This window comes from Synechococcus sp. BMK-MC-1, from assembly GCF_014279955.1.
GTDB lineage: Bacteria > Cyanobacteriota > Cyanobacteriia > PCC-6307 > Cyanobiaceae > Synechococcus_C.
This window is the reverse complement of record NZ_CP047939.1, coordinates 2,215,818-2,241,729: the sequence shown is the minus strand read 5'-3', so window position 1 is coordinate 2,241,729 and position 25,912 is coordinate 2,215,818. Positions and strand designations below refer to the sequence as shown.

Below are 25,912 nucleotides of genomic sequence, written 5' to 3'. Positions count from 1 at the left end.
AACGGCCCAGCTATTTCCTTTTTCGCGGTCATAATGCGCCCGACCGTGAATAAATCGTGCGAGCGCTATCTTCCTGCCTGGCCTTGGCACTGACCACCGCTGCACTCAGTGCCTGTGGCGGAAAGGGTGACGCGCAAAAACCACTGCCCGAAGTGCAGCAGGCTGCAGTAACCGAAGCGTCTTTCACCGACGACATCGACACGGTGAGCACGCTGGAGGCCAACGATCTGGTTCAGCTTGCAGCCCAGGCCACGGGAAGGGTTCTGGAACTGAAGATCGCGCAAGGCGACAAAGTCGAGCCGGGGCAACTGCTGATGGTTCTGGACCAGGCCCAGGAGCAGGCGCGACTGGCTTCGGCTAGGGCTCAGGAACAGAAAGATCTGCTTGAGCTGAAGCGCTACGAGTTTCTTGTCCCCCTGGGAGCAGCCGAGGCGTCTGAACGTGATCAGCGCCGAGCCATCTACATCGCCTCCCGCGCGCAGGTGCAGGCACAGGAAGCCACGCTTGCCTACAGCAATTTGAAATCACCGATTGGCGGCACGGTGGCAGACGTCTCCGTGAAGGTGGGCGATGTGGTGCGTTCAGGAGACCCATTCACCAAGTTGATCCGCAACAACACGCTGGAAGCGCGTGTGGAAATTCCCTCCACCTCAGCAACCCGCGTGAAGGTCGGTTTGCCCGTGCTGCTCAGTCTTCCCGGCACCGATGAGGTGATCGCCAAGAGCACTGTGCTTTCGGTGGATCCCAACATCGCCTCGGACACTCAGGCGTTGCTGGCCCTCGCCGTGTTCCCCAACCCTGACGGAAAATTGCGCAATGGGCAGCGTCTGCGAACGCGTTTGCAGCTCGAGGAACGCAAGGAACCTTCCGTGCCGTTTTCCGCTGTGACCCAATCCTCCGGGCAGAGTTTCGTGTTCCGGCTCGGCACCTTCAAGGAACTCGAGGCCCAGCCTGGAAAAGCTGATCTTGCCCGGATCAAAAAAGGAATCGAGCTCGGCAAAATTCCCTCCACAACACTGTTTGCGTTGCAAACTCCGGTCACCCTCGGGTCTCTGCAGAACAACCGTTACCCCGTCACAAAGGGTCTGAAACTTGGTCAGAAGGTCATCACCAGCAACCTGCTGAGCTTGCGACACGGTGTGCCGGTCAAGGTGAAGGGCTGAGGGTCTAAATCATGTCTGCATCCAATAACTTCATTACGCGACCTGTTCTCACAACGGTCTGCAGCATTCTCATTGTGATTGTTGGCCTGATTGCCATCCCAATCCTGCCGATTGAGAACCTCCCGGATATTGCACCTCCCACGGTGAAGGTGAGAGCGACGTACACCGGTGCCGATGCGGTGTCGGTAGAAGAAGGTGTCACCACCGTTCTGGAGCAGCAGATCAACGGTGTGGAAAACATGGATTTCATTAAATCCAATAGTTCTTCCGATGGTGTGAGTGCGATCGATGTTGCCTTCGCCAGTGGCACCGATGGCGACATCAATCAGGTGAACGTGCAGAACAGGGTGTCTCTGGCAGAACCGCAGCTTCCCGAGGAGGTGCGGAAGGCCGGGGTCACCGTGAACAAGGCATCCAACTCCATCCTGCTCGTTTACAACTTCGGAAGCGCTAATCCAGAGGAGATTCTCTACAGCGCGGAAACCATCAGCGGTCTTCTCGATCTCAAGCTCACTGATTCGATCAAGCGTGTGACCGGTGTGGGTGACCTCACTTACTTCGGCAATCGCAAACTGGCTTTCCGTCTTTGGCTCGATCCAAACAAGTTGTCCACATTTGGGCTCACCTCCACGGATGTGGTGAATCAGCTCAGCAGTCAGAATCGTCTGGTTCCAGCCGGACAGGTGGGTGGCGAACCGTCGCCGAAAGGGCAGGAATTCACGTTCACCGTTCAGCTTCAGGGTCGCCTGCGCAGCGTTGAAGAATTTGAAAACATGATTGTTCGAACTGCCGATGAAGGTGGTTTGGTGCGGTTGCGTGACGTGGGAAGCGTTCAGCTGGGCGGTGAGTCTTATGCGGTGAGTGCCACGGATCTTCAGGGGGTCCCATCGGTGGGTCTGGCTGTTTATCAGCTCACAGGCAGTAACGCCCTCGAGGTATCAGACGGTGTCAAGAAGGTGCTGGCTGAATTCGAGAAGACCATGCCGATTGGCATGAAGATGGAGAAGATCTACGACAACACCGACTTCATCACGGCATCGATCAAAGGAGTCGTGAACTCCCTCCGCGATGCTGTGATCCTGGTGGTGCTGATTCTCTTTCTGTTTCTTCAGAATTGGAAAGCGACCTTGGTCCCCGGAATTGCAATTCCGGTTGCATTGATTGGAACCTTCGGGCTTGTTTTGGCCTTTGGTTTCTCGCTCAATCAGCTCACTCTCTTCGGCCTTGTTTTGGCCACAGGTCTCGTCGTTGACGATGCGATCACGGTGATTGAAGACACGTCCACCAAAAAGTCGGAGGGACTGAGCGCACTTGAAGCGGCCAAATCCACGATGGACGAGTTGTTCTCAGCCATCATCGCCACCTCTCTGGTGAAGTTCGCTGTGTTCTTGCCAGTGCTCTTCTTCCCAGGTGCGACAGGAACGATTTATAAGCAATTCGCAGCCACGGTGATTTTCTCGATCGCCATTTCCACCTTCAACGCCCTCACCTTCTCGCCGATGCTCTCGGCACTGTTGCTGGCGCGGGAATCGAAGGACCCAGGTCGCAAGGTGTACGCCATCGCCGGAACCGTGATCGGTTTCACCTACGGACTGCTGGTGGTGGGTGATGGTGCGGCGTTGGTGATGGTTCCGACCCTCGTTGGTGCTCTGGTCGGACTTCTCCTCTCTCGTTTTCTGCAGCGACCTGCGGTTCTGCCCTTCACGGTTGGTGGCGCCATCGCCGGGTTGGTGCTCGTGGGGGTGAGCCGGATTGTTCCGGTGATTCTCTATCCCGCCCTTGGCCTCACGCTGGGTTGGTTCACCCCGGTGATCTTCGCCAATTTCAATCGCTTTTATGCGGCGATGGAAACCCGCTATTCCTCTGCTCTGAATTTGGCCCTGGAATCACGCCGGCTTGTGATGGGAATTCTCAGTGTCGGCATCCTCCTCACCGCTGTTGCGTTCAGAGCGATCCCGGGCGGCTTCGTACCCATTGAGGACCAGGGCTATGCCATCGGTGTTGTTCAGGCTCCTGAAGGTGTCTCCACCCAAATCACTGAAGCCATCAACCAGAAGGTGGCCGCTGTCTTGAGAACCGAGAAAGACATCACAGCCGCATCGGTGTTCAGCGGAGCCAGCCTCGATGGAAACAGCCCGAACAAGGGTCTGTTTTTCTTTGGTACGAAGAATTGGTCTGATCGCAAGGAAAGAGATCAGAACGTGGGCGCCATCGTTGAGCGACTCAATCAGAAACTGGCTGCTTCGATTGATGGTGCACGGGTCATCGTGGTTGAGCCACCTGCCATCCCTGGTTACGGAACCGGAGGCGGCTTTGAATTCCAGCTGTTGGATCAAAGCGGGGGTGCCTACAACCTTGCTGATCTCTATGCCACGGCTGGACGCCTTGTGCAGGCAGGCAATGCTGATCCTGATCTCAACAGGGTCTACACCCTGTTTGCTCCTGAGTCTCCCCAGATCGAGATCAAGGTTGACCGTGAGCGCATGGCGGCCGTCGATGTGGATTTTGGCTCTGCGATGCAGACCTTCAGCGTCAATTTTGGAGGCCTGTATGTGAACGACACCTTCCAGGAAGGCAAGGTGCGACGCGTTTATGTGCAAGCTGATGCGGAGAGCAGGGCCACACCGGAGAAACTTTCAGCGATCTATGTGAAAGATCAGAGCGGAGAGCAGATTCCGTTGTCTGAGTTCTTCACCGTTCGCGAAACTCTCGGCCCGACGGTGGTTCCCCACTTCAATCTGTACCGGGCGATCAAGATCGAGGGCACGCCAGCCGCTGGTAAGAGTTCCGGCCAGGCGATCACCGCCATGAAGGGCACGTTCGAAACGTTGAATCCCCAAGGGCTCAGTTTCGATTGGACGGGTATTTCCCGTGAAGAGGTGAAAGCGGGAGCTCTGGCGGTCGTGATTTTTGCCCTGGGCATCCTGGCGGTGTATCTGGTGCTTTCAGCGCAATACGAAAGCTACTCAGATCCGTTGATCATCCTGATGACGGTACCGACGGCCATGCTCGGGGCCCTGGTGTTTCTGGCGCTGCGGGGTGAGGTGCTCAATGTGTACGCGCAGGTAGGCCTGGTGATGCTGATCGGGCTTGCAGCCGGCAATGGCATCCTGATTGTGGACATGGCCAACCAGCGCATGCAGGCCGGTGCCAATGCTCTGGAGGCTGCCCGTTTCGCCGCAGGATCCAGACTCAGGCCGATTCTGATGACGGCGATTTCATCGCTGTTCGGTTTCATCCCCCTGGTGTTTGCCAGTGGTGCTGGTGCGCGCAGTCAGACATCGCTCGGCGCTGTGGTGTTCGGCGGACTGCTCATCGCCACGGTGCTGTCTCTGTTCGTTGTTCCCGTCTTTTACGTGGTGATGAAGAGCCTTTTGGGTGAGGCGGATGGTCAGTCTGAGGCAGGGGCCAGCTCATGACCCAGGCTCCTTCTGGTCAGAATTCAGGACAACCACCTGGATTCAACGGATTCAAAGTGCTCTGGTCGGCATTCATCGGTGCCGGGATCGGGCTTGTGTTGGCGTTTTTTCTCGAAACCTTCATCCGTCATACCCCTGCGGATCTGTCCAACAATCGCCTCACCTATCTCTACGGCGTGGTGGTGGCATCGGCGGCTCTGTTCGGTTCCTCCATCGAGAGCATGCGCCAACTTCAGGAGGCTTCGCCCGAGCCTGAGTATCACCACAAGCAACGCAGACGTCGCCAATAAAAAAGCCCCCCCGTTGGGGAGGCTTTCTGGCTACTGCGAGGTGCAGGTTGGATCACGTGATCACCGTGGGCTTGTCCATGCCCGTGCGCTGCTCTAGTTCAGCGAGGTCATTGATGGCCGTGATCATGCCTGCCAAGGCAGTTTGGGGATCCTGGTTGAGATCGCCGCTGCTGGGGACGTAGCTCTCAAGATAGATCCGGATCGTGGCGCCCTTGGTGCCGGTGCCCGAGAGACGCAGCACCACTCGGCTGCCGTCATCCAACAGGATGCGCAGGCCCTGCCCCGTGGTCACGGACCCGTCCACGGGGTCGGTGTAGCTGAAGTTGTCGGCCGCGCTGATGGTACGCCCGGCAAACGCTTGCCCAACGAGGTCTGGAAGCATGCTTTCGAGGCGCTCGTAAAGCCCGTGGGCGGCTTCGCTGGCAACAGCCTCATAGTCGTGACGCGAGTAGTAGTGGCGTCCGAAGCGCTTCCAGTGCTCGGTCATGATGTCTTCGACGCTGCAGCGGCGTTCGGCCAAGATCTGCAGCCAGAACAGAACGGCCCAGAGGCCGTCCTTTTCGCGCACATGGTTGCTGCCGGTGCCGAAGCTCTCTTCACCGCACAGGGTGATTTTGCCGGCATCCAGCAGGTTGCCGAAGAATTTCCAGCCCGTGGGGGTTTCGAAGCAGTCAATCCCCAGCTCCTTGGCCACCACATCCACAGCAGCACTGGTGGGCATGGAGCGGGCCACCCCGGCCAGGCCATTGGCATAGGCCGGAGCCACCGTGGCGTTGGCGGTAAGCACCGCAAGGCTGTCGCTTGGATTCACAAAGCAGCGCTGGCCCAAGATCATGTTGCGATCGCCATCACCGTCGCAGGCGGCGCCGAAGCGGTACTCGTCCCCATCGAGGAGCAGTTCAGCCAGTTCGTGGGCGTAGGTGAGGTTGGGATCCGGGTGTCCACCACCAAAGTTTTCGAGGGGCGTGCCATGGCGCACGCTTCCCGCTGGTGCTCCGAGCAAACCTTCCAGCAAACGTCGCGCATAGGGGCCGGTCACGGCATGCATGGCGTCGAAGGCCAGGGGGAAGTCACTGCGGATCAGATCGCGGATCCGATCGAAATCGAACAGCTCCTGCATCAACTCCACGAAATCATCAACGCCATCGATGACCTCCACGTCCATGGCGCCAATGGAATGCTTGCCAGGGGCATCGAGGCTGGGGGTTCGCGCCTCGACGATGGCGTATTGCTCGAGTGTCTTGGTGCATTCGAAGACGGCGTCCGTGAAAGAGGCAGGCGTCGGCCCCCCGTTGGCACCGTTCACCTTCACGCCGAAATCCCCATCGGCGCCCCCTGGGTTGTGACTGGCTGAGAGGATGATGCCGCCGATCGCCTGACGCTTGCGGATCAGATTGGATGCTGCTGGTGTGGAGAGGATGCCAGCCGTGGTGACAATCACCTTGCTGAGACCGTGTGCTGCACCCATGCGCAGAATGATGTCGATGGCCCGGGCATTGCCGTAGCGACCGTCGCCCCCCAGGACCAGGGTGCCGCCTTGAACCCCAGGGAGTGTGCGGAACACTGCCTCAACAAAGCTTTCCAGATAGTGCGGCTGTTCGAACTGGCGGCTGCTTTTACGCAGTCCGGACGTGCCGGGTTTCTGGTCAGTGAAGGGAGCGTCCAGACGCACAAGGGTGTGCGTCGGTTCGGCCGAGGCGGATGCGGTCATCCCATCAGACAGCAATTCAACGGGAACCTAAACACGTCTGAAGCCGTAAGGGGTGTTCGGCACAACCAGTTGTTGCAGCTACCTTTGAAGGAAGGGAGAACGTTGCGTTGTATGCAGATCGATCATCCGAATGCCGGACCTCTCTCGGAGGAGCAAAAAGCAGTGCTTGATGAATTCCGCAAGCGCCTGGAATCAATGGTGTCCAGCCACGGGCTGACCAGTGATGACATGAACGAATTGATCCGAGATCTGAAGAGCCACCCACTGATCAGCACGCAGTTGCTGGATGAAGCGCGTTCAGAAGTCTCTCGACTTCTGCCCGGTCAGCGTTTCAGTTTCGACTGGTCTTAAGAGACCTCAGGCCTTGCCTGGAGCCGGGGTGGCTTGCTTTTTGGGTTTGACCGGTTTGGCGCAGACCACCGTGAGCCGACGTGCTGGCCTGTCGATGCTGTCGCGCCGCTGGAAGGTGTTCGGTGTGGCGGGGGTGGAGGCCTGAATGAGCTCCCACACGGCGTCTTTGCAGGCCGCGGGGAGTCGGGGGTGGTCCATCAAGGGGTCTGCTGTCTTCCGGGTTGCTTCGCAGAGATCGGCATCGTTCTCCCGGGAGCAGGCGTAGGCCTGCAGTTGAAGCGAGCGCAGTTCGTCTTTGGTGGGCAGAGGTACATACTCAACCTTCGCTTGGGCGGCAGGCACCCTCAACACCGCGAGGCTGAGCAGAAGAGTCAGGAAGCGCAAGGCGAGGTGAGGGAAGAGATCGTCATTCTGCCTCTGATTCCAGACCATTGGATCCGTTGAGGATCGTCTGACAAGCGCCTGCCAATGCGTCCTTGAGAGCCGGTATGTGGTGTTTGAAGCCATGTTCGGCTTGAGCGATCCACACCATGTTGATGGATTCGGACAGTGCCAGCCCTGCGACCAGGTTCTTGCCGCCGTAGCGATCGTCCTCACCCTGAATGATGAACACGGGCTTGCGGACGTGTTGGAGGTGGCGAAGCCGGTCCCAGTGGCTTCCCTCTTTGTGGAATGGGTAGCCGAGCACCACACAGCCAGCTGCGCCTGTTCTGTCGAGCGCTTTGGTCACGATGGCTCCTCCGAGTGATTTGCCGACAAGGATCAGTGGTTGGTGATGACGCCGCCGCAAGCGCTGACAGCGCTGAATGAGCTGTTCGCAGAAAGCATCCACCTGGTGATCTGTGAGTTCGCGTTTCATTTGGTTGATCTTCTGACCGCTGAAATCGCAGCGAACTACTGTGTAACCCTCAGCGCGCAGCTTGTGGGCGATTCCTGTGTTGAACGGGCTGTAACAGGGGTCGGTCTGACCTGGAATCTGCAGGACGATCGCTCTTGCGTTGTTCTCTCTGCCATCAACAAAGGTGATCCGTCCTGCCAGAAAGCGTAGATAAAGGCCGCGGGCGCTGAAGTTGCGCCGAATCAAAAGGCGCAGGGCCCGCATGACCTTGCCGGCGAGCGTTTGTTCACGTTCTTTCTTCACCACTGCCGCACTTGGTCCGTTGCCGTTCCAGCTTGCGTCGCATCCGTGCTGTGACCCCCAGTTCAGCGCCGCGCCACATGCGATCGATCTCATGGGTGAAGTGCGCTGCCAGTGTGGGTGAGTGGATCACCAACAGGGTTTCGTCGTTCTGATGAGCAGCCGACGGTGACCAATTGAAGGATCCCGTGATGACTTTGCGGTTGTCGATCACGGCGAACTTATGGTGCAACTTGTCGCCGCGGGCGAGGCGGGGGGTGCCGACTCCCCTCAGGGGCTTTGCCAAGGGGCGGTTGCCCTTTTCCAACTTGCAGAAACGATCAGGAAGTGCCACCCCGAGTAAGTCGAGCACCTCTGAAAAAGAGCGACTGGCGAAGCCCGGGTCAGCCAGCAGCCGGATCGCCACTCCGGATTGAACACGTTGGGCCAACACATCCGTCAGCGACTGGGCCGAGAACACGAACAAGGCCAGATCAATGCTGCGCTTTGCTGCGCTCAGGTGTTGTGCGATCAGTTGGAGGCCATGGTCTTCCGAGCGCTTGCTGTGGGGAGCGAACAGCACATCCATCCGTGTTCCATCGACCATCACGCTTTTGACAGGCCGGCTCGGTTTTCCTCTGCCAAAGCGACTGTTCTGCAGGCCTCCCGGACCATCCCCCCACAGGATCTGAAATTCCTCTTGGAACACAGCAGCTAGCTCGGTGCTTGTGATGCTCAGCAGATGATTCACATTCCCGCGGGTCCGTGGTGCTCCACCGTCGCCGTGGACGCCAGAGCTTGTGAAGTTGGCACTCCCGGTGATCACCTGGCGCTTGTCGATCACCATGAATTTGTGGTGCATCAGTCCACTGCCGCGGCTGCCGTCCTCGGTGTCGTCGATGACAGGCACGCCGCCCTCATGCAGCAACCCCACGGCATCGCCTGCACGGCGCTCCCTTGCTGTCACCACGCCATCGCTGTCAACGTCGGCAAGGGCCTCCAAGCGTCGCAGTCTCTGACGAGCGTGGGGCGGCAGATCCGATTCATGCAGATCGGCCCAGGGTGCGCTGTAGCTGTTTTCAAGCACCACTTGCACGATCACGCCGCGCTGGTGGGCTCTCACCAGTGCGGCGGCGACCTGCGCAAGCGTGAGCTCCTGAACAGCCACCAGCAGTTCCGTCCTGGCACCATCGATTAACTCGATCAGGTGTCCTTCAAAATCGTCGCCGTTGCGCCACTGGCCACCGAGTGGAGAGCGGTAGCGACTGTTGTCGCGATGGTTGAAGCGAACCTCAATCGCCGCTGGCCATGGGAGTTCGCTGGGCGGGCGGCCGATCACCATGCCGGGCTGGCTGCAGCCCAGCAGCGTGAAGGCCAGTAAGGCGATCGGGCCGTAGTTCATCACCCTGGAGCGGATGGCAACAGGATTCCCCGCTTGATGTCAGTGAGGCATCTCAGAGGTGCGCAGCATGGTGACGAACCAGAGACTGCTCAACACCAAGGCCACGCCGACACCGGCACCAATGCCAACCTTGGCCATCGTGAGTGGAACAGCCACTGGGAAAATCATGGCCCCCGCCAGGGGAGTGATGGCCACGAACCAGCGCAGTGGACGGTTGTTGGTCATCCCCACCCAATCAGAACCACTCAGCTTTGGCTTCGCTGGCGGGGTTGCTGTTGTCTTCAGGGGTCACACGCTCGAAGTTCAGCGTGATGTTGCGCTTCTGCTCTCCATCGGCGGCGGTTGCTTCGATGGGGTAGGCCTGCTCGCCGTCGCGGAATGGGACCTGGATGTGGAAGGTGCCGTCGCTGGAGAGGGGAACCTCTTCGCCGCCGATGGTGAGACGCGCCGAGGGATCAGTGGCTCCGTAAACAATCAGCTCAGCATCAGCAACTAGCCAGAAACTGCGCTGGCGCGGCGCCACACCGCCGAGACCTGATTCGTTGCGTCCACTGGCCCAAAGTCCTGCGCCGGAATCGCTCAGCCCCCGCTGATCGCCGGATTGTGAGTCCAGCTCATGCAGAACCTCAGAACCCACTCGGCGGCTGCGGAAGTGGGTGGTGGCGCTTTGATAGAGACGCTCGTGCAGGCCACTGTCACTGGGTTCGATCGGCGTGGTGACCGGCTGGGGAGCCGGCGCACTGGCATCGAGGCTGAAGGGAACAAACTGATCAAGAATCTGATCGCTTGGATGGAGAGCAGGCACCCGAGCAACCGATGAGAAGGCGAGGGACATCCACTGACTGCCGGCACGGAATCCGAGCTCAACTCGGTAGTCGCGATCGCACAGAGGCACTGGCAGGTACCACTCGGTGCTGTGGCTATCGACAGGAACTTCCTGAAGGGTGTGGGGATGGGAGGAGCCATCCTGCAGGCCGGTGACATCCGCCAGGCGCAGGCTGAGGTGAGAGGCTCCCTCGCTTTGGGCGCGCCGGCGGTCGTCATCCGAGAGTTCCCAGAACACGTAAGCCCACTGGGGGTCGCGGGGGAGGAAAACCACCCGGGTGTTGGCCTGAGGCCGAGCTGGGGGGTTGAGTTCAGCTTCAATCGCCTTGAGATCGCCACCACGACGTTCCTGCCGTTCGGCAATGGCTGAAACGAGGTCTTGCTTGCTCTTGCGGCTGTAGAGAGTCACGCCCAGGTCACTCGCCATCTGACGCAGCTGACGAAGAGTCAGTCGGGCAAGATTCGTGATGGCCTGTGTCACCGGACGTGCTCCCAAGTTTCTTTGGGATCAGTCTGCAGGCAAATCCCTTTTTTCAAACAAGCGGAATGCCCAGGGTCAGCATCTTCTGACTGCAGCTGGTTTCGGCACAAAAAAAACGGGGCGCTGGCCCCGTTGAAACGATTCGATTGCTTGAGTGCTCAGCGTCCGACGCTGCGATAAGGAACCTTGGCGAGGTAGTCGATGTCTGCAGATCCACTGGGTGAGGCCCCAGTGGCCCGGGACAGACCACGCACCCAGGGAAGGTAGTCCTCCGGAAAACCACCGCGGATGCGCTTGGCTCTGGGAGGCAGAGCTTTGGCTGTGCCGGTGTAGACGACCTGGGGGAAGCCCAGGATGCCTCGGTAGTACTCGTCGTAGCGGGGGGTGGTGATGTTGAAGGGGGTTTCACCCAGCTCGCGACCGGGGAGGACGCGGTTGCGCTGGTAAGGCACGGTGTCGTACCCAAAGGCGTTGAGGTACTCCTCGCTGTCGAGAAGGGCATCCACCATGCCCTCCACTCCCTTGGTGGCAATCACGATCGACCAGGCGATTTCCTCTGACTTTCCATGGGTCTTGCGTCCGAGCACCTTCTCAACGAGATGGCGAACCACCTTGTAGTTGGAATTGAGGTTGTAGAAGCTGCGTTTGAACGTGTCGGAGAGGCAGAGCCCTCGGATGAAATCGCGAACAGTGATCTGACCGTTCCGCAATTGGGATTCGAGGAAGGTCTCGCGGTCGCTTTTGAACGCGTGGAAAAAGATCTGGCGATACGCCGATTCGATCACTGTCGTCAGATTCTCCGCATCCATGGAGATATCCATCTGACGCGTGCGCTGGTTCTCGTCAGACGCAACCCGGATGGCAGCGACTCGGTTGTTCTGCGTGGTCGGGGCGTACTGCAGAAGGGGGAGTGCCACGCGTTTCTAAATCCACTGGCGTGATCGTAGAAGTGTGAGTCAACACCCCTCTCAACTGCCCTCCTCTGCCTCACAGTCCGTAACAGAGACGCTCACCAGCCAAAGAGGGAGTTCACTGGTCCATTGGCGGATGCAGCACCTCTTGGGGCAGCGTCCGAGAGCCGCGTTTCGACGCAGAAGGACGCATTGTTCGAGAGGCCCTCAACGGTGCTCGAGCGCACTCTGACGTTCGGACCGTTGAAGCTGAATCGCTCCCACACCGTCATCATCTCGTAGCTCGTGCGCAAAATCAGGCCGTCGCGGTCGTCCATGCTGAAGCTGGATGTCGCTGGTGCTTTCTCGGCGTAGCCCTGGTCTCTGAGCAAGGTGCCGCTGCGCTCAGCGTCGGCGTCAGCAATCAAGGCAAAGCAGGTTTCGCCGTCGTGGGCATCGCCATCGCGATCCCAGGCCATGTTGGCGCTCCAGCGCACGTGGCTTCCGCCGATGATCCGTGCCGGATCCTGGCCGTGTTGCCGGGCCATCGCCACCAGCCGATCATCCGTTGGCAGGAGGTCGTCCACCACGATCAGTGATCCCCCGGCTTCGGCACGTCGGTGCAGAAGATGGTGAACGCTGCGCTGGGATCGCCACTGCCCGCAGCTGAGCCGGAAGAAGCTCAGAGCGTCAGGAATCTCCAGAGTCATGGTGAGAGAAGAACTTCACTGATGATTGCAGGAGGTCTGCAGTGCTGGGGACCTGCCGATTCAGCGCTCCTGGGCGAGCCGTTGGCGGCTCGCGGCTTCGGCCTGTTCGATCAATGCGGTGAGGGTGAGTTCGAGCGGGGAGCATCCGCAGGTGTCCGCCAGGGCGTTGAGCTGGTCGGAAATCACTTGGAACTGTCTGAGCAGCTCATCCTGGAAATCGGAAGCGTCACGCAGCGCAGGTTGGTCCCGGCACCAGGCCTGAATCTCGGCGTCGCTTGGCAGTGGTCCTTCACAACGCGGCGCTGCAATGGACTTCAGGGTGGACAGGCAGTGCGCCTGCAAGCGCAGATGGTGGCGGTCCAGGGTGGGAAGCAGGGTGGCTTCGATCCGCTCGGCGTCCTCGCGGCTGAGGGGCCCTTTGGGGGATGAAGACTCGATCACAGCGGGGTCTTCGTTTCGTGGAGGTTGTCTGTGGGGCTGATCTGAAAACCGCAGGAGTGGCCTGATTCCAGGCGCCAGTGCACCCGTTCCACCTGACAGTCGGGGAACGTCATCCTGATCAGCTGCAGTTCCTGGTCGCAGATGGCGGGGAATTCCTCGGCGATGCGCTGCACGGAGCAGTGAAATTCACTGATGCACCACCCGCGACCATCCTGCGCAGGCGCCATATCGCTCACGTACCCCTCGCGACCGCGCAGATCAACAAGGGCACGCACCCGTTCCTCGAGCGGAGCATCACCGAGATGGCGTCTGTACTGGTCGGCCTTGTCCTGCGCCTGCTGCTGGAGCAGAGCGCTCAGCATTTCCGGAGGCAGGCTCTGGGCCAATGAGTCCAGTAAGCCGATCGCGAAGGTTTCGCTGCCATCGGGAAAGTGTTGATGGCCGCGGGACGTGAGCCGCCAGAGGTTCGAAGGGCGCCCCGGTCCAGCAGTCACCGCGGTGGATTCCACCAGCCCCTCGTCTTCGAGGGTGCGCAGATGCCGCCGCATGGCCTGCACGGAGATGCCCAGTTGGCTGGCCAGTCCGGCCGCATCGATCTCACCCTGCCTCAAGAGCAGGGTGAGGGTCGCTTCGCGGGTGGGTGCCTGGGATGGAGCGCCCATGACATCGGAATCGTTTCCTCACCATGCCACGGGATCTGGGCTCAAGCGATGCTGACCTCGGGACTCAGATAGACGTCTTGAACGGCGTGAATCAGATCCACCCCTTCCTGACGGGGCTTTTGGAACGCCTTTCGCCCCATGATCAAACCGCTGCCCCCAGCCCGTTTGTTGATCACGGCTGTGCGGATCGCTTCATGCATGTCATCGCTGCCTGAGGCGCCGCCGCTGTTGATCAGGCCGATCCGGCCTGAGTAGCAATTGAGCACCTGATACCGACAAAGATCCACCGGGTTGTCACTCGACAGTTCGCTGTAGATGCGATCGTCCGTCATGCCAAACGACTGGCCGAGAGCTTTGGCAACGGCGGGATAGCCACCGTTGTTGGCCGGCAGCTTCTGCTTGATGATGTCGGCGCCGATGGTGACGCCGAGGTGAACCGCCTGACCCGTGAGGTCGGCGGAGAGGTGGTAGTCGGCTTCGGGTTGCTTGAAGATCGGATTGCGCAAATAGCACCACAGCACCGTGGCCAGGCCGCGGTCGTGGGCATGTTCGAACAGGGCCGCAATTTGTTGCAGTTCTCTGTTGCAGTCGTCGCTTCCGAAATAAATGGTGGCACCGATGGCCACAGCCCCCATGTCCCAGGCTTGGTCGACCGAGGCGAAGAGGATCTGCTCATGCACGTTCGGTGCTGTGAGCAGCTGGTTGTGGTTCACCTTCACCATGAACGGAATGCGGTGGGCCCACTTCCGGGCCACGGATCCCAAAACGCCGAGGGTGGAACACACGGCATTGCAGCCGGCCTCCACAGCCAGCTCGACGATCGCCTCGCTATCGAAGTAGTCGGGGTTGGGGGCGAAGGAATGGGCCGCAGAGTGCTCGATGCCTTGGTCGACCGGGAGGATGGAGAGGTACCCGGTGTTCGCGAGACGACCGCTTCCATACATCTGCTGAATGCTTCGCAGCACCTGGGGGTTGCGGTCGGTCAGGCTGAAGCGATCCACCACGTGGGTGTTGGGCAGATGGAGTCGCTCCTTGCTCACCCGGGGAGCGGCGTTCAGCAGCAGTTCAGCTTCATCTCCCAGCCAGTCGCTGATCGGACGGTTGGCAATGGCAATGGCCATGGCGGATCACTGTGTTGATGCGCCGAAGGTAATGACAGCCCACAGATCCGTCAGTGCCTGGGCGACATCGCTTGTCCGTTGTGGCGATGCGGTGTCATTCACAATGGCTGGATCCGTCGGGTGATGGATCCGTGCTCTAGGCTCCAAAAAACGAAACCAATAGGTTTCGTATCTCCCCCCGGTTCTCTTCCCCGTAGCCCCGTTTCGCGCCATGACAGACGCCCCTGCCGGCACTTCAGAACCGACTGCTGAGAGCCTCGAGGTCATCCGTAAATTCGCAGAGACCTATGCCCAGCGCACAGGTACCTATTTCTGTAGCGACCCCGGTGTGACCGCTGTTGTGCTGAAGGGACTGGCGCGTCACAAGGATGAGCTCGGTGGTGCTCTCTGCCCCTGCCGTCACTACGAGGACAAGGAAGCAGAGGTGTCCCAGGCGTTCTGGAACTGCCCTTGTGTGCCGATGCGTGAGCGCAAGGAATGCCATTGCATGCTCTTCCTCACGGAAGACAATCCTTTCCGGGGTGATGAGCAGACGATCAGCACCGAAACCATTCACGCCACTGCCGGCTGATTGCCATGACCTCCACGTCCACACGGGATCTTGTAAGCCAGCCGTACAAATACGGCTTCGTCACCGAGATCGAGACCGACAAGATTGCTAAAGGTCTCAGTGAAGACGTGGTGCGTCTGATTTCTGAGAAGAAGGCTGAACCCGACTTCCTGCTCCAGTTCCGACTGAAGGCCTTTCGCCATTGGCTCACCCTTGAAGAACCCGATTGGGCTGCGCTTGGCTACCCGCCGATCGATTACCAAGACATCGTTTATTACGCAGCTCCGAAGCAGCAGGAGAAGAAGGCGAGTCTCGATGAGGTCGACCCCAAGTTGCTGGAAACCTTCGACAAGCTCGGAATCCCTCTGAGTGAGCAGAAGCGTCTGAGCAATGTGGCTGTGGATGCGGTGTTTGACAGTGTCTCTATTGCCACCACCTACAAGGAAAAGCTTGCAGAGCACGGTGTGGTGTTCTGTTCCTTCAGTGAGGCTGTCAAGGAACACCCAGACCTGATCGAGCGCTACCTGGGCACCGTGGTGGCCAGCAACGACAACTACTTCGCGGCTCTCAATTCCGCCGTGTTCAGTGATGGATCCTTCGTGTTCATCCCCAAAGGCGTTGAGTGCCCAATGGAGTTGTCCACGTATTTCCGCATTAACTCAGGAGACACGGGGCAGTTTGAGCGCACGCTGATCGTTGCCGAAGAAGGTGCGTCGGTGAGCTACCTCGAGGGCTGCACCGCTCCGATGTTCGACACCAATCAGCTGCATGCGGCTGTGGTTGAGCTGGTGGCGCTGGATGATGCGTCGATCAAATATTCCACGGTGCAGAACTGGTACGCCGGCGATGAGAACGGTGTGGGAGGGATCTACAACTTTGTGACCAAGCGAGGCCAGTGCCGCGGGGCGCGGAGCCGCATCAGCTGGACGCAGGTGGAAACAGGCTCGGCGATCACCTGGAAATACCCGAGCTGTGTTCTTCAGGGAGCTGACTCGGTTGGCGAGTTCTATTCCGTGGCGCTCACCAACAACCGCCAGCAAGCCGATACCGGAACCAAAATGGTCCACGTCGGTCCCCGCACTCGCTCAACGATCGTGAGCAAAGGCATCAGCGCGGGGCACTCCAGCAACAGCTATCGCGGCCTGGTGCAGATCGGCCCGGGTGCCTCCGGCGCCCGCAATTACAGCCAGTGCGATTCGATGTTGATCGGTGATCAGGCTGGTGCCAACACCTATCCCTACATCCGCTCCCAGCAGCCTGATTCAGCTGTGGAGCACGAAGCCAGCACCTGCCGAATGTCCGAAGACCAGCTTTTCTACCTTCAGAGTCGCGGCATCGGTTTTGAAGAAGCTGTGTCCATGATGGTGAGCGGCTTTTGCCGCGATGTGTTCAATCAGCTGCCCATGGAGTTCGCTGCCGAAGCGGACAAGCTTCTCGCTCTCAAGCTCGAGGGCTCCGTGGGCTGACGTCCGCAGCTCTCCTGAACGAGTTTCCCTTTTATCCCGCCCTCTCTTCCATCGTGATCCGACCCGACGCCGAGCTGCTTCTCGACATTTCCGACCTGCATGCGTCCGTGGAGGATCAACCCATCCTGAAGGGTGTGAATCTGCAGGTTCGTGCCGGTGAAATTCATGCCGTCATGGGGCGTAACGGCAGTGGCAAGAGCACACTCTCCAAGGTTCTTGCCGGTCACCCTGCGTATCGGGTCACCGGAGGATCGGTGCGTTACCGCGGTGACGATCTCCTAACGCTCGAACCCGAGCAACGGGCCCGCCTCGGTGTGTTCCTTGGCTTTCAGTATCCGGTGGAAATTCCAGGCGTCAGCAACCTGGAATTCCTCAGGGTGTCCACCAATGCTCGCCGCGAGACCCAGGGGCAGGAGGAACTCGACACCTTCGACTTCGAAGACCATGTGCGCGAAAAGCTGAAGGTGGTTCAGATGGACCCTGCCTTCCTTGATCGAAGCGTGAATCAGGGATTCTCCGGGGGAGAGAAAAAACGCAATGAAATCCTGCAGATGGCTCTGCTTGAGCCGGTGGTCTCCATCCTGGACGAAACCGATTCCGGGCTCGACATCGACGCCCTGCGCATCGTTGCCAGTGGCGTGAATCAACTCTCCAGCCCGGAGACCGCATCCATCTTGATCACCCACTACCAGCGGTTGCTGGATGAGATCACGCCTGACTACGTCCACGTGATGGCTGCAGGTCGCATTCTGCGGACCGGCGGCAGAGAGCTGGCGTTGGAGCTTGAGCAGATCGGATACGACTGGGTGGACGAGCAGCTGGCTGCTGAGGGAGTGGCTTGATCATGGTCAACACGGTGTTGACACCAGTTCAGAAGCGGGGGCAGGCCAATCTCGAGCGGCTGGGTCTGCCGACCCGACGCCAGGAAGCTTGGCGGCTCACAGATCTCAAGCGGCTGGAGGCGATGGCCTCCCTGCCGTCCGTTGAAGGGTCTGCTCAGCACGCCTGGCCTTCCATCCCCCAGGGCGTGACCCGCTTCGTGATCGGAACCGGCGTCGATCCCCTCGAAGGAGTTCAGCTTCCTGAGGGTGTCTCGCCTTTGAGCGAAGCCGAGCTCGAGCAGGCCCTTGGGCACACCCTGGATCGCTGTGGTTGCGCTGAGACCTGGCCCGTGGAGCTCAACCATGCCCGCAGCCAGCGCGTTTTGGCTCTGCGCGTGCGCGGCTCGGTGGCTCCGCTCGAAATTGTGCTGGCTGCAGGGGTTGGTCTGGTGGCCACGCGGGTGCTTTTGCTTCTCGAGGAAAAGGCTGAGCTGGATCTGTTTCAGGTGATTCCTGCTGAGCGTGAATCCGCGGCTGCGCCGTTGGCGCACAGCCATGTGATCGAGGTGCATCTGGGACAGGAAGCGCGCCTGCGCCATGGCGTTCTGGCCAGTGGGAGTGGCGACAGCTCCTTGCTCGCCCATCTGGCGGTGGAGCAGGAACCTCGCAGCAGCTACGACTTCGTGAGTGTGTTTCGTGGTTGGCGCTTCGGGCGGCTGGAGCCTCGGGTGCTGCAGGTGGATGGACAGGCCACCACTCGCCTCACCGGTTTGGCGATGACCGACACGGATGAACAATTCGCCACCCACACGAGTGTTTGCTTTGAAGGCCCGGAGGGATCACTGGATCAGCTGCAAAAAACTGTGGCGGCTGATCGCTCTCACAGCATTTTCAACGGCGCCATCCAGGTGCCCAGGGCTGCCCAGCGCACCGATGCGTCCCAGCTCAGTCGCAATCTGCTGTTGTCCAATCGGGCCCGCGTGGATGCCAAGCCGGAGCTGGAGATTGTGGCCGACGATGTGCGTTGCGCTCACGGAGCCACGGTCAGCCAACTGCAGCAGGATCAGCTTTTCTACCTGCGCAGCCGCGGCGTGGCTGCCGATGAGGCTGCAGCGCTGCTGCTGAAGGGCTACTGCTGCGATGTGGTGGATCGCCTTCCTTCAATGGCGCCCTCCTGGCTGGCATCCGCTGCCATCAACGATCCCGCCCGCCCCCTATGACCACACTTTCTCGTGACGTTGGCGTAACGCTTGCGGAACGGACTCGTTCCGATTTTCCGATCCTGGATCAGTTGGATTCTCAGGGTGGTCCCTTGGTCTATCTCGACCATGCGGCGACCAGTCAAAAGCCCCAGGCCGTGCTCGATGCCTTGCGCGGTTACTACAGCTGTGACAACGCCAATGTGCATCGGGGGGCCCATCAGCTCAGCGCCCGTGCCACTGAGGCCTTCGAGGGAGCCCGCGCTGCCGTGGCCCGATTCGTGGGCGCTGCCGGGCCCGATGAAGTGGTGTTTACTCGCAACGCCACGGAGGCCATCAATCTGGTGGCGCGCACCTGGGGGGATGCCAACCTTCAGGCCGGCGATGAGGTGCTGCTCAGCGTCATGGAGCACCACAGCAATCTCGTGCCCTGGCAGCAGCTCGCCCAGCGCACGGGTTGCGTTCTGCGTCATGTGGGCATCACCGAGAGCGGAGAGCTCGACCTCGATGATCTGCGTCAGCAGCTCAACAAGCGCACCCGTTTGGTGAGCCTTGTGCACATCAGCAACACCCTGGGTTGCCGCAATCCCGTGGAGGAGATCGCGGCCTTGGCCCATGGGGTTGGTGCGCTGATGCTCGTGGATGCCTGCCAGAGCTTGGCCCACCAATCCACCGATGTGAATCAGCTGGGTGTTGATTTTCTTGTGGGGTCCTCCCACAAGCTGTGCGGGCCCACGGGCATGGGCTTTCTCTGGGCACGGAAAGACCTGCTGGAAGCCATGCCTCCATTCCTGGGAGGAGGCGAAATGATCCAGGATGTATTCCTCGATCACAGCACCTGGGCTGCTTTGCCCCATAAGTTCGAGGCCGGCACCCCCGCCATCGGCGAAGCTGTGGGCATGGGTGCGGCGATCACCTACCTCGAGGCGCTCGGCTTGGAGCAGATCGCTGCCTGGGAAGCGCAACTCACCCGCTATCTCTTCCAGCAGCTCGACAGCATCGAGGGATTGCGCATACTTGGTCCGACACCGGAGCAGCAGCCGGGACGGGGAGCCCTTGCCACGTTTCTCGTTGATGGAGTCCACGCCAACGACATTGCCTCCATGCTCGATCTCGCCGGCATCTGCATCCGCAGCGGACACCACTGCTGCCAGCCTCTGCATCGTCGCTTCAAGGTGACGGGTTCGGCAAGGGCCAGCCTCAGCTTCACCACGACGTTTGACGAGATCGATCGTTTTGCCGCCGAGCTTCAGGGCGTGATTGCGTTCTTCAGGGAGCACGGCTGAAGCACAGCGAGAGCCTCGCTCCCCGAGGTGCCGCGCCAGGCCCAGCGCCAGCGCCATCCTTCTTGGGCGGCGATCGTTTCAATCGTGCCCCGCTGGGCAGGCCAGTCGCAGGCCTGCATGTGCTCAACAATGGCCTGGATCTGCAGGGTGTTGAGTGCGGGCCAGTGGCGCACCCGATCGATGTAACGGTCGAGGTAGGTCTCTCGGGTGTCGTCCTCGTTCTGAAACACATCCACCCACAGCAGCAGACCGTCCGTCTCGATCCGTTGCCGGGCGCCTCGCAGAAACTGAATTTTCTGGCTGTCGCTGAGGTGATGAATGGCGAAAGCGGAATGAATCACATCCACGCGCTCCGGTTGGTTGCCATCGGCCAGAGGGTTGGGCCGTTCAGCCCAGGCGAGGAGATCACCCTGCTCCCATCGGCAAGGGAATGGCGCCTCACCCATCGCCTGCGCGGCCAGGGGAAACACCGACGCTGCCAGGTCCAGGCCGGTGTAGGCGCCGAGCGGCAAGGTCCTGAAGAGGTCGGCCATGCGGGCCAGATCGCCGCAGCCAAGATCCACGAGTGTTGGTGGGGGCCGGTGCGCAGGGCGTTGCGCCAGCCATGCCTGCAGTTTCTCCGCTGTGGCGGCCGCCGCCGCCCGGTGCTCCATGGCGTCGTGCTCCAGCACGGTGCGGTAGGTCTGCCACTGCTGTTCAAATATGCTTTTCATTCCTGTCTCCTGTGCCCTTCAGGATGACAGCGGTCTCCATTGGCAGGGGTAGGGGATCCCGACCGTCAGCTCCGTTGGCGCTGTCGCCCGAGGCGCAGACCCAGCAGCAACGCGGCCAGGGTGAGCAGCAGGGCAACCACGCTGAAGCGGGGCAATCCCCAACTCACGATCAGCAAAGGGGAGAGGGCCGTCACCAGCCCGCCACCGAGGAAGGGCTCGAACAGCAACTGTTTGAAGGAAAACGCCTCCATGGCGCGGCTGCGTCCAAAGGGGTCGGCCATGCGCAGCAGCAGCAACCCTGTGGCCGTGACCCCCGTGCCCTGCCCGAAGTCGGCAATTCCCCGCTCAAACCAGTGGTCGCTGAAGATGCGAGGGGCCAACCAGAGGAATGCACAGACATTCCAGGTGAGACCAGCTGCAGCGAGCAGCGCAAAGGGAAGCCAGTTTTCCTCCAAAAGAGGCAGGTTGAGGCTGGCCATGGCGGCGGTGATCAGCAGATCCATCGCCAAGGAGCCGATGCTGGCCTGGGCCACGGGCGACACCAGGCGGGTCTGGCGACTGCGCTGCAGAAGAATCTGAACGATCAAGCCCCCCACCATCGCCAGGGGAAAGACGGGAATCGCGGCCAAGAGCTTTGCTGTGCCCTCGCCTCCAGTCAATCCGCCCAGCTGGGTGAGTCCAGCTTTGAGCAGGATTCCCAGGCCGACAGCGCCGCCGGCCAGCGCAACGTTCACCGTGAGCGCATCGATGGTCATCGACTCCTTTTGGTCTGACTGCACGGTTCCGGCAGCCGTCTCCAGGGCGAGTCGTTCATCCGCCGACATCGGGTCGCCGTCCCCTGTTCGCATCAGCGGGGTGGCAGAGGCGCTGCTGCCGGCTTCGCTGTCTCCTCGGGACAGCCAGTGGCGACTGCGACCGATCACCACCAGGGTGCTGCCGAGCAGCACGGCGGTCAGAACACCCACTGTGGCCATGGCCAGACCCAGGGTTTCTCCAGAGGGCAGCCCCAGCTCTGTGAAGGTGGGGCCCATGCCGGCGGCGGTGCCGTGGCCCCCCTCGAAGCCCACTTCAATCAAGGCGGCCATCAGCGGGTCGGTGCCAAACAGTGGCTGGAGTACCGCCAGTACCAGCAGAGCGCCCACCAGGTACTGGCCAAATCCCAGCACCATGCCAAACGCTGTCTGCCCGGCGGCCCGGTTCCAGATCACCCTTGGGCTGGGCAGTTGTTGTCCCAGGAACAAGGTGGCGAACACCAGGGAGATCAGCACGCCGGGGGTTTGACTCCACACCCTGTAGACCGCATCAGGGAACACCGACCAGGGTCCGAAAGGGCCGACCAGCAACCCCAGAAGGCCTGCGACCAGGGCCTCTGGAATCCCCAGTGCCCGCAGCCAGCGCAGCCTCTGGCGCAGGGCCGTCCCCGCCAGCAGCAGCAGGCTCAGGCCGGCAAAGGCCACCAGCACGTCAAAAAGCTTGAGCCCCATAACGGTTGCGTGAGTGCCGGCAGGTTGCCATCCCGGTGGCACCGTTGGTTCATGGGGGTGACCGGCCAGGCAGATTGGCTGGGTCACCCATTGCGCATCAAATGAACATTGATGGCCAGGCCTGGCGCACCATCGGGCTTGAACCAGGCGGTCGCTCGGTGTGGGTGATCGACCAAACCAAGCTCCCCCATCAGTTTCAAACCCTCACCCTCAACACCTGTGCAGAGGCGGCCGAGGCCATTCGCACGATGGTGGTTCGTGGCGCTCCGCTCATCGGCGTGACCGGCGCCTACGGGCTGATGCTGGCTTTGCAGGTTGATCCCGCGGATGCGGCACTGGCAGCAGCGTTTGATCAGCTCAACGCCACCAGACCCACGGCGGTGAATCTGCGCTGGGCTTTGGAGCGCGTGCGCGACCGGGTGCGGCCTCTGCCGCCGGAGCAACGGGCTGCCGCTGCCAGGGAGGAGGCGGGTTCGATCGCCGAGGAGGACGTGGCCATGTGTGCGGCCATCGGCGACCATGGCCTTGAGATTGTCCAGCGGCTGGCGGCCGCCCGCCCCAAGGAACGCCAGGGGATGCCCTTCCAAGTGCTGACCCACTGCAACGCTGGCTGGCTGGCCACCGTGGATTGGGGCACTGCGTTGGCTCCCATCTACAAGGCCCATCGCGCCGGGCTCAACATTCACGTGTGGGTGGATGAGACCCGTCCACGCAATCAAGGGGCTTCCCTCACCGCCTATGAGCTGGGGCGGGAGGGGGTGCCGCATACGGTGATCGTCGACAACGCTGGCGGCCATCTCATGCAGCACGGTGAGGTGGATGCAGTGATAGTCGGCACCGACCGCACCACGCGCCGCGGTGATGTCTGCAACAAGATCGGAACCTATCTCAAGGCTCTGGCTGCTCACGACAACGGCGTGCCGTTTTACGTGGCACTGCCTGCATCCACGATTGACTGGAGCCTGGATGACGGTGTCGCCGAGATCCCGATTGAAGCGCGGTCTGCCGAGGAGGTGACCCACATCCAGGGGCGGGTGGTGGAGGGAGCCGACGCTGGCTCACTGGTGCCGGTGCAGCTCACTCCCGATGGCAGTGAGGGGTTTAATCCCGCCTTTGATGTCACCCCGGCTCGGCTGGTGACGGGACTGATTACCGAGCGGGGTGTGGCAGAGGCCAGTGAGGACGGTTTGCGGAGGCTCTATGGCCCAAGTTGAGTCTTGCAGCAACGATGACGTTCTGCGGCAGCAACTCGTTGCGGTGGCGCGTCGCCTGAATGGCTCTGGTCTCAACCAAGGCACATCGGGAAACCTGTCTGTCCGCATCGACGGCGGACTGCTGGTGACTCCCAGCTCATTGCCCTACGAGCAGATGACAACCGGGGATCTGGTGGCACTGGATCTGAGCGGCCAGCCGCTGCAGTCGGGGCAGCGCCGTCCATCCTCCGAGTGGCGGTTGCATGCGGATGTGCTCGCCTCCCGTCCTGAGGCGCAAGCCGTGCTCCACTGCCATCCGGTGCATGCCACTGCCCTGGCTTGCCATGACCGGCCGATTCCCGCGTTTCACTACATGGTGGCGGTGGCCGGTGGGGATGACATCCGCTGCGCTCCCTACGCCACGTTTGGCACCGCAGCCTTGTCGGCACATGTGGTGAGAGCGCTTGTCGAGCGGCAGGCCTGTTTGATGGCCAGGCACGGGCTGGTCACGCTGGGCTCGGATCTTGAGGCTGCCCTGCGCATTGCCGTGGAGGTGGAAACCCTGGCGAAGATGTACCTGCAGGCCCTGCAATTGGGGGAGCCTCCCCTGCTCGATGCAGAGCAGATGGAGGCTGTGCATGCCCAGTTCAAAGGTCTGCATTACGGCCAGCAGGATCAGTGAGGGTGGGGCTCGAGTCCGAGGTGTTGGCGGAAGAAGGCTTCCGTTGCTTCGAGCACATCCACCTGCACGGCACTGTCGCGGAAGCCATGCCCTTCCTCGGCGTAGGTGCGCACCTCCACAGGGATGCCGTTGCGGCGCAGGGCCGCAGCCATCCGTTCCGTTTGCTCCGGCACCACCACCTTGTCCTGCAGACCCTGAAAGAAGATCACCGGGCAACGGATGCGATCGGCGTGGTGCAGGGGTGAACGCTCCTCATAGCGCTGGCGGTCCTGCGGCCATGCACCCACCAGAGCATCGAGATAGCGGGCTTCGAAGCGGTGGGTCTCGGAGGCCAGCGCCAAGAGGTCGCTGACCGCGTAACGGCAGGCTCCCACCTGGAACACATCGGTGAAGCAGAGGCAGGCCAGGGTGGTGAAGCCGCCGGCACTTCCCCCTTCGATGGCGATCCGCTGCGGGTGCGCATCTCCGTTCGCGATCACAGCCTTCGCTGCTGCGGCGCAGTCCTGCACATCCACGACGCCCCATTCACCGTTCAGCCGCTCGCGGTAAGCCCGCCCAAAGCCAGTGGAGCCCCCGTAATTCACATCCACCACGCCCCAGCCGCGGCTGGTCCAAAACTGAATGCCGAGGCTGAGGCCGCGGCGGGCCATCGCGGTGGGACCGCTGTGGCTTTTCACCAGCAGGGGCGTGTTCGCTGAGGCGCCGCCGCGGGGTGGGTAGTACCAGGCGTGGGTGCGCCGACCGGCTGCTCCCGCGAACCAGAGGGGCTCGGCGATGCTGATGCTCTCCGGCTCCAACACCGGGGCTGAAGCCGGCGTATGGCTCCAGCGTCCACTGGCGATGTGCAGTTCCAGCAGCCCCTGCCCGGTTGTGCTGTTGCTGGCGATCGCCACGGCACGGCCTGCGTCGGCATGCAGCTCCGCAAGGTCGTCGAAGGGTTGGTCCACCATGCGGATCGAGCCATCGGCGCTGAGCCGCTTCAATTGCCAACGGCCTTCAGCGCACACAGCGGCAATCAGCTGTTCCCCATCCCAGGCTGTGGTGCTCATGCCGAACACCCATTGCGGCATGGCCGTCTCGGCCTGCATGGGCCAGAGCCGTTCCCATCGCTGGGACGGGTCTCCGGGATCCTGGTGTTGCATCAGATTCCACCAGCCACCAGCGTCCTCCGCAACGATCAGCTGGCCGTCAGGAAGCCAAAGCGGCTGAAAGACGGATGTTGGACGCTCAGCGTCGGGTGCGCTGCCTGCCAGCGTGCCAACGCTGCCGAGATCACCATGGGCGTTGATGGGAGCCCAGTGCAGTGCGGCGGCTTCCCAGGGCATGGCGGGTTGTTGCCACTCCACCCAAGCCAGCTGGTCTCCATCAGGGCTGATGGCGGGGTATCCCGCGAAATCCGCCGCTGTGTGCAGCACAACCGGCGTCTGATCCAAGCGGTCGATCGCCACCTGCACGAGGACGTCCCGCCCGGCGTGCTCCATCACGCCGATCCAGCGGTTTCGCTTCGCATCGATCACACCACCGCCCAGCAGACCCTCGCCAGGGGCCGTCAGACGCCGGGCAGGTCCGTTCGCCACCACGGTTTGTGGGTCTCCGTCAGCCAGTCCGCCCCAGGACCGGGCCCAGAGACAGCCATCGCTGTCATCGATCCAGGTCAGCAGGAGGCCATGGTCATCCAGGGCTGCCGCGCTGGCGCCACCGCCGTATTCGTGGACCCGGCAACGCAGGTTGCAGGGGGCTGGGGTGAGTTCCTTGGGCGTTTGCTCAGGGCGTCCCCAAGGGCGCAACAGCGCAGTGGTGCGGCCCTTGTCCTGGGGGCGCTGTTCGAGCCACAGCAGCCAGTCGCCAAGAACCCTGGGTGCTTTGAGGGAGGGTTGCTTCCCGAGGACTTGACGGGCGGAGAGGGGCTGGCGGGTGGCCATGGCGCGCGATCCG

Annotated in this window: 25 protein-coding genes; 11 read left to right on the top strand and 14 right to left on the bottom strand. The window is 61.2% G+C overall.

The features are described from left to right. Window positions 1-83: 83 nt before the first annotated feature. Genes SynBMKMC1_RS12650 through SynBMKMC1_RS12640 form a run of 3 tightly spaced genes read left to right on the top strand, consistent with a single transcriptional unit; the run spans window position 84 to window position 4,872 of the window. Complete coding sequence (locus SynBMKMC1_RS12650) at window positions 84-1,163, top strand: efflux RND transporter periplasmic adaptor subunit (protein WP_186473461.1); 1,080 nt, start codon at window positions 84-86, stop codon at window positions 1,161-1,163. Between the two features lie 11 nt (window positions 1,164-1,174). After that, a complete protein-coding gene (locus tag SynBMKMC1_RS12645; protein WP_186471993.1) occupies window positions 1,175-4,582 on the top strand; it encodes an efflux RND transporter permease subunit in 3,408 nt (1,135 codons plus the stop codon). Next, window positions 4,579-4,872 (top strand): hypothetical protein, encoded by a 294-nt coding sequence (locus SynBMKMC1_RS12640; protein WP_186471992.1) that lies wholly within the window; start codon window positions 4,579-4,581, stop codon window positions 4,870-4,872. Before SynBMKMC1_RS12645 ends, SynBMKMC1_RS12640 begins: the two co-directional genes overlap by 4 nt. A 52-nt stretch (window positions 4,873-4,924) precedes the next feature. Here SynBMKMC1_RS12640 and SynBMKMC1_RS12635 read toward each other — a convergent pair whose 3' ends face one another. After that, complete coding sequence (locus SynBMKMC1_RS12635) at window positions 4,925-6,583, bottom strand: alpha-D-glucose phosphate-specific phosphoglucomutase (RefSeq protein WP_186471991.1); 1,659 nt, start codon at window positions 6,581-6,583, stop codon at window positions 4,925-4,927. Window positions 6,584-6,694: 111 nt separating this feature from the next. On the opposite strand from SynBMKMC1_RS12635, the gene SynBMKMC1_RS12630 reads away from it, so the two are divergent. Then, on the top strand, window positions 6,695-6,934 hold the full coding sequence (locus SynBMKMC1_RS12630) for a hypothetical protein (RefSeq protein ID WP_186471990.1): 240 nt from the start codon (window positions 6,695-6,697) through the stop codon (window positions 6,932-6,934). 6 nt (window positions 6,935-6,940) lie between these two features. Here SynBMKMC1_RS12630 and SynBMKMC1_RS12625 read toward each other — a convergent pair whose 3' ends face one another. From SynBMKMC1_RS12625 to SynBMKMC1_RS12580, 10 genes are all read right to left on the bottom strand, one after another. Continuing rightward, window positions 6,941-7,366, bottom strand: a complete 426-nt coding sequence (locus tag SynBMKMC1_RS12625; protein ID WP_011934050.1) for a hypothetical protein — start codon at window positions 7,364-7,366, stop codon at window positions 6,941-6,943. Next, a complete protein-coding gene (locus tag SynBMKMC1_RS12620) occupies window positions 7,341-8,075 on the bottom strand; it encodes an alpha/beta family hydrolase (protein WP_186471988.1) in 735 nt (244 codons plus the stop codon). The genes SynBMKMC1_RS12625 and SynBMKMC1_RS12620 overlap by 26 nt, the downstream gene beginning before the upstream one ends. Further along, the gene (locus tag SynBMKMC1_RS12615; RefSeq protein ID WP_186471987.1) at window positions 8,059-9,453 is read right to left on the bottom strand and encodes a phosphatidylserine/phosphatidylglycerophosphate/cardiolipin synthase family protein; all 1,395 of its coding nucleotides are present in this window, start codon (window positions 9,451-9,453) and stop codon (window positions 8,059-8,061) included. Before SynBMKMC1_RS12615 ends, SynBMKMC1_RS12620 begins: the two co-directional genes overlap by 17 nt. A gap of 39 nt (window positions 9,454-9,492) precedes the next feature. Beyond that, window positions 9,493-9,678, bottom strand: a complete 186-nt coding sequence (locus tag SynBMKMC1_RS12610; RefSeq protein ID WP_011934046.1) for a hypothetical protein — start codon at window positions 9,676-9,678, stop codon at window positions 9,493-9,495. A gap of 10 nt (window positions 9,679-9,688) precedes the next feature. After that, window positions 9,689-10,759 carry a DUF4912 domain-containing protein gene (locus tag SynBMKMC1_RS12605; protein ID WP_186471986.1) on the bottom strand — a complete coding sequence of 357 codons (1,071 nt, stop codon included), beginning with the start codon at window positions 10,757-10,759 and terminating at the stop codon, window positions 9,689-9,691. Between the two features lie 158 nt (window positions 10,760-10,917). After that, the gene (locus SynBMKMC1_RS12600) at window positions 10,918-11,676 is read right to left on the bottom strand and encodes a phycobilisome rod-core linker polypeptide (RefSeq protein WP_186471985.1); all 759 of its coding nucleotides are present in this window, start codon (window positions 11,674-11,676) and stop codon (window positions 10,918-10,920) included. A gap of 92 nt (window positions 11,677-11,768) precedes the next feature. Beyond that, window positions 11,769-12,359, bottom strand: a complete 591-nt coding sequence (locus SynBMKMC1_RS12595; protein WP_186471984.1) for a phycobiliprotein lyase — start codon at window positions 12,357-12,359, stop codon at window positions 11,769-11,771. Between the two features lie 60 nt (window positions 12,360-12,419). Further along, entirely contained in the window at window positions 12,420-12,800 is a 381-nt protein-coding gene (locus tag SynBMKMC1_RS12590; protein ID WP_186471983.1) for a hypothetical protein, read from the bottom strand. Next, the gene (gene sufR, locus SynBMKMC1_RS12585; protein ID WP_186471982.1) at window positions 12,797-13,462 is read right to left on the bottom strand and encodes an iron-sulfur cluster biosynthesis transcriptional regulator SufR; all 666 of its coding nucleotides are present in this window, start codon (window positions 13,460-13,462) and stop codon (window positions 12,797-12,799) included. The genes SynBMKMC1_RS12590 and sufR overlap by 4 nt, the downstream gene beginning before the upstream one ends. Window positions 13,463-13,503: 41 nt before the next feature. Beyond that, window positions 13,504-14,583 (bottom strand): class I fructose-bisphosphate aldolase, encoded by a 1,080-nt coding sequence (locus SynBMKMC1_RS12580; RefSeq protein WP_186471981.1) that lies wholly within the window; start codon window positions 14,581-14,583, stop codon window positions 13,504-13,506. Window positions 14,584-14,794: 211 nt separating this feature from the next. Between SynBMKMC1_RS12580 and SynBMKMC1_RS12575 the strand changes: the two genes are divergently transcribed. The 5 genes from SynBMKMC1_RS12575 to SynBMKMC1_RS12555 are packed head-to-tail and all read left to right on the top strand — an operon-like array spanning window position 14,795 to window position 19,905. Further along, window positions 14,795-15,154: a ferredoxin-thioredoxin reductase catalytic domain-containing protein gene (locus SynBMKMC1_RS12575; protein ID WP_011934039.1), complete on the top strand. Its 360-nt coding sequence runs from the start codon at window positions 14,795-14,797 to the stop codon at window positions 15,152-15,154. Between the two features lie 5 nt (window positions 15,155-15,159). Next, window positions 15,160-16,599 (top strand): Fe-S cluster assembly protein SufB, encoded by a 1,440-nt coding sequence (gene sufB, locus SynBMKMC1_RS12570; protein WP_186471980.1) that lies wholly within the window; start codon window positions 15,160-15,162, stop codon window positions 16,597-16,599. A 53-nt stretch (window positions 16,600-16,652) separates the two neighbouring features. Further along, complete coding sequence (gene sufC, locus SynBMKMC1_RS12565; protein WP_186471979.1) at window positions 16,653-17,441, top strand: Fe-S cluster assembly ATPase SufC; 789 nt, start codon at window positions 16,653-16,655, stop codon at window positions 17,439-17,441. A 2-nt stretch (window positions 17,442-17,443) separates the two neighbouring features. Continuing rightward, window positions 17,444-18,640, top strand: a complete 1,197-nt coding sequence (locus SynBMKMC1_RS12560) for a SufD family Fe-S cluster assembly protein (RefSeq protein ID WP_186471978.1) — start codon at window positions 17,444-17,446, stop codon at window positions 18,638-18,640. Further along, entirely contained in the window at window positions 18,637-19,905 is a 1,269-nt protein-coding gene (locus SynBMKMC1_RS12555; protein ID WP_186471977.1) for a SufS family cysteine desulfurase, read from the top strand. Before SynBMKMC1_RS12560 ends, SynBMKMC1_RS12555 begins: the two co-directional genes overlap by 4 nt. Here the strand turns inward: SynBMKMC1_RS12555 and SynBMKMC1_RS12550 are convergent. Then, on the bottom strand, window positions 19,869-20,618 hold the full coding sequence (locus SynBMKMC1_RS12550; RefSeq protein WP_186471976.1) for a class I SAM-dependent methyltransferase: 750 nt from the start codon (window positions 20,616-20,618) through the stop codon (window positions 19,869-19,871). The genes SynBMKMC1_RS12555 and SynBMKMC1_RS12550 overlap by 37 nt on opposite strands. 65 nt (window positions 20,619-20,683) lie before the next feature. Beyond that, the gene (locus tag SynBMKMC1_RS12545) at window positions 20,684-22,189 is read right to left on the bottom strand and encodes a sodium/glutamate symporter (RefSeq protein WP_255486201.1); all 1,506 of its coding nucleotides are present in this window, start codon (window positions 22,187-22,189) and stop codon (window positions 20,684-20,686) included. 14 nt (window positions 22,190-22,203) lie between these two features. Between SynBMKMC1_RS12545 and mtnA the strand changes: the two genes are divergently transcribed. Continuing rightward, window positions 22,204-23,316 (top strand): S-methyl-5-thioribose-1-phosphate isomerase, encoded by a 1,113-nt coding sequence (gene mtnA / locus SynBMKMC1_RS12540; RefSeq protein ID WP_186471975.1) that lies wholly within the window; start codon window positions 22,204-22,206, stop codon window positions 23,314-23,316. Next, a complete protein-coding gene (locus tag SynBMKMC1_RS12535) occupies window positions 23,303-23,977 on the top strand; it encodes a class II aldolase/adducin family protein (protein ID WP_186471974.1) in 675 nt (224 codons plus the stop codon). Before mtnA ends, SynBMKMC1_RS12535 begins: the two co-directional genes overlap by 14 nt. Here the strand turns inward: SynBMKMC1_RS12535 and SynBMKMC1_RS12530 are convergent. Further along, window positions 23,971-25,899, bottom strand: coding sequence for a prolyl oligopeptidase family serine peptidase (locus SynBMKMC1_RS12530; protein WP_186471973.1), 1,929 nt, complete (start codon window positions 25,897-25,899; stop codon window positions 23,971-23,973). The genes SynBMKMC1_RS12535 and SynBMKMC1_RS12530 overlap by 7 nt on opposite strands. Between the last annotated feature and the right edge of the window lie 13 nt (window positions 25,900-25,912).